Origin of the sequence: Mesorhizobium sp. M7A.F.Ca.CA.004.04.2.1 (assembly GCF_004022825.1) — a bacterium.
Lineage (GTDB): Bacteria > Pseudomonadota > Alphaproteobacteria > Rhizobiales > Rhizobiaceae > Mesorhizobium.
The window spans coordinates 1-2,662 of record NZ_RZPH01000040.1 but is presented as its reverse complement, the minus strand read 5'-3'; the positions used below and the strand labels follow the sequence as shown (position 1 = coordinate 2,662).

The following is a 2,662-nucleotide window of genomic DNA, read 5'->3' as shown; positions in this document are numbered from 1 at the left end:
GGGCTGATTCCAGCCACAAATGCCAACAGACGTTGGCGTTTTGGCTCCGTTTCGTTCACGGCAAACGAACGTCCCGAAGATTGATAGCGTCCCTTGTGGAGGTCGATCGGCAGATGATGCCAAGCCTTGGGTCGAGGATGAGCCACAGGTCATTAACCATAATGGTTTCAATGTGAGCAGGCGCATTGCCGTGGTTGGCGCCTGTCGATCGCGACCCGCTGGCAAGCCCAAATAATTTCAGCAGCCTTAACAAATTCATTAAACTTTAAACGGTTGCAGAACACAACTGGAACAGATAGTGTTTGTTCTGGGTTTGTTTTTCGATTCTGGTTTCAGGTAATCTGGGGGCCGCCATGCTGACACGCAAGCAACATGAACTGCTGATGTTCATCCATGAACGCCTGAAGGAGAGCGGCATTCCGCCATCCTTCGACGAGATGAAGGAGGCGCTCGACCTTGCCTCCAAATCCGGGATTCATCGGCTGATCACCGCACTTGAGGAGCGCGGCTTTATTCGCCGGTTGCCCAACCGGGCACGCGCGCTGGAAGTGCTGCGATTGCCGGACTCGATCGCGCCCGGCCTCAACGCGGCAAAGAAGTTTTCGCCAAGCGTCATCCAGGGCAGTCTCGGTCAGGGTGGTGCCCTTGGCCGGCAGATCAAGCCGGCGCCTTCGCGGATGCCCTCGCCCGGCAATGATGACGATGCGGTCTCCGCCGTGTCGATACCGGTCATGGGCCGTATCGCCGCCGGTGTGCCGATCGATGCCATCCAGCATCAGACGCATTCGATCTCGGTGCCGCCGGACATGATCATGGGCGGCGCCCACTATGCGCTGGAGGTTAAGGGCGACTCGATGATCGAGGCCGGTATCTTCGACGGCGACACCGTCATCATCCGTAATGCCGACACGGCGAACCCCGGCGAGATCATCGTGGCGCTGGTCGATGAAGAGGAAGCGACGCTGAAGCGGTTCCGCCGCAAGGGCGCTTCCATCGCTCTCGAAGCCGCCAATCCGGCCTATGAAACCCGTATTTTCGGCCCAGACAGGGTCAAGGTGCAAGGCAAGCTCGTCGGCCTCATCCGCCGCTACTGAGGCGGCTGCGGGTTGGCCGCTGGCTTCTCGGGTTTCTTGAAGGGTGCCAGCCCCCTCGCCTCACGAGAGTATTTGCGTTGCGTGTGCCAGGGCCGATATGGGCTGTTCACCGCGAAGCTGATTGTCGCCGGCGTGGTCGCCGATTGGCGATCGAAGAAGACCGCGGCACTGCCTTTGCGAGCCAGTTGCCGCTTGGTGATGACGAGAACCAGCGGATTGTGACAGGCGTCATAGGCGGTGGCGTCATTGATGACGATCAGCTCGGCGAAGCCACAGGCTTTCCAGGTGTCCTTGCGGTCCTCGACATAGGCAATGATCGCACCGGACATATGCCTGGCCACGCAAACGCCTGAGGAGCAATAGAACGGCGATCCCGGCGGTAGCTCAACGGCGTCCGCGACGTCGAATTGCCCATCGCTCTTGTCGAACACCTCTGGCACGACGATGGTTTCTGATGTCAGGGCGCGTTTCCAGTTGTCGACGGTGAATTCGTTCGGCCGTTCCCGGCTGACGGCAAGCTCGCCGCCACCGATCGGCAACGCCACCAGCCGGGCGTCTTCCGAGATCAGCACATCCGGCGTGCGCGTATCCGAGACGGTCAGCAAGCCTGCCAGCGCGAATGGCAGAGCAGCGAGCCGCAGCCAAGTTGTCGCCATCGTCGCGATGACCAGGGCAATTGTCACCAGCAGGACAGATTGCTGCGAAATCAGCCCAACCCCATCGACAGGCGAACGTTCGGAGATCCAACCCGATATGGCGATCATCACCGTCAGGCCCTTGCCCATCAGGTAGAGGGCCGGCCAATCCAATCCGAAAGGCATCAGCAGCGCGCTTGCGACAGCCAGGAACATGACGACGGTGACGATCGGCATAACCGCCAGATTGGCGAACAGGCTGAGCGGCGACACACGCTGAAAATGCCAGATGGCAAACAGCGTCGTGGCGCTGCCGGCGATGATGGAGGTCATGGCAAGGCCGGTTGCCGCGAGCACGAACTTTCGCGTCAGGAAACCGGGCATGGATCGCTTTGGGGGCGGCGGTCTTGCTTTTCCCGCGCGGTGATCGGCCCAGCCGGCATAGGCGCCGACCAGAGCCGCGGTCGCGGCGAACGACATCTGAAAACTCGGGCCGACCACCTCATGCGGCGACACCACGATGACGGCGATCGCCGAGATCGCCAGATTGCGCATGGTGAGTGCTGCTCGATCGAACAGCACGGCAATCAGCATCACCGCCAGCATGATGAAGCTGCGCTCGGCGGCAACGACGACTCCAGAGATGATGAGATAGGCCGCGATCGAGAACAGTGCGGCGAAGGCGGCATACTTCTTGACCGGGCGACGCGCGGAAAAGTCGGGAAACAAGGCGAAGGCGCCGCGCAGCAAGCCCATGATGGTGCCTGCGACCAGCGCCATGTGCAGTCCCGAAATCGAGATGATGTGGTAGATGCCGGTACGTCGCATCGCCTCATTGATGTCATCGGGAATGCCGGCGCGCACGCCGACGATCAGCGCCGCGGCGATCTCGCCTTCGGCGCCGCCGACGCTCGCCCTGATATGGTCGGCGAT

Annotated in this window: 2 protein-coding genes; one reads left to right on the top strand and one right to left on the bottom strand. The window is 61.0% G+C overall.

What is annotated here, in order from left to right; genetic code table 11:
* Window positions 1-353 precede the first annotated feature (353 nt).
* Entirely contained in the window at window positions 354-1,094 is a 741-nt protein-coding gene (lexA, locus tag EN893_RS03690; protein ID WP_127272195.1) for a transcriptional repressor LexA, read from the top strand.
* Here lexA and EN893_RS03685 read toward each other — a convergent pair.
* On the bottom strand, window positions 1,088-2,662 hold a 1,575-nt coding region (locus EN893_RS03685; RefSeq protein ID WP_164900705.1), incomplete at its 5' end, for a ComEC/Rec2 family competence protein. The two genes, lexA and EN893_RS03685, sit on opposite strands and share 7 nt — an antisense overlap.

Bases quoted from the DNA above. Each gene is read 5' to 3' on its own strand.
- lexA (WP_127272195.1), top strand. From the start codon at position 354: ATGCTGACACGCAAGCAACATGAACTGCTGATGTTCATCCATGAACGC.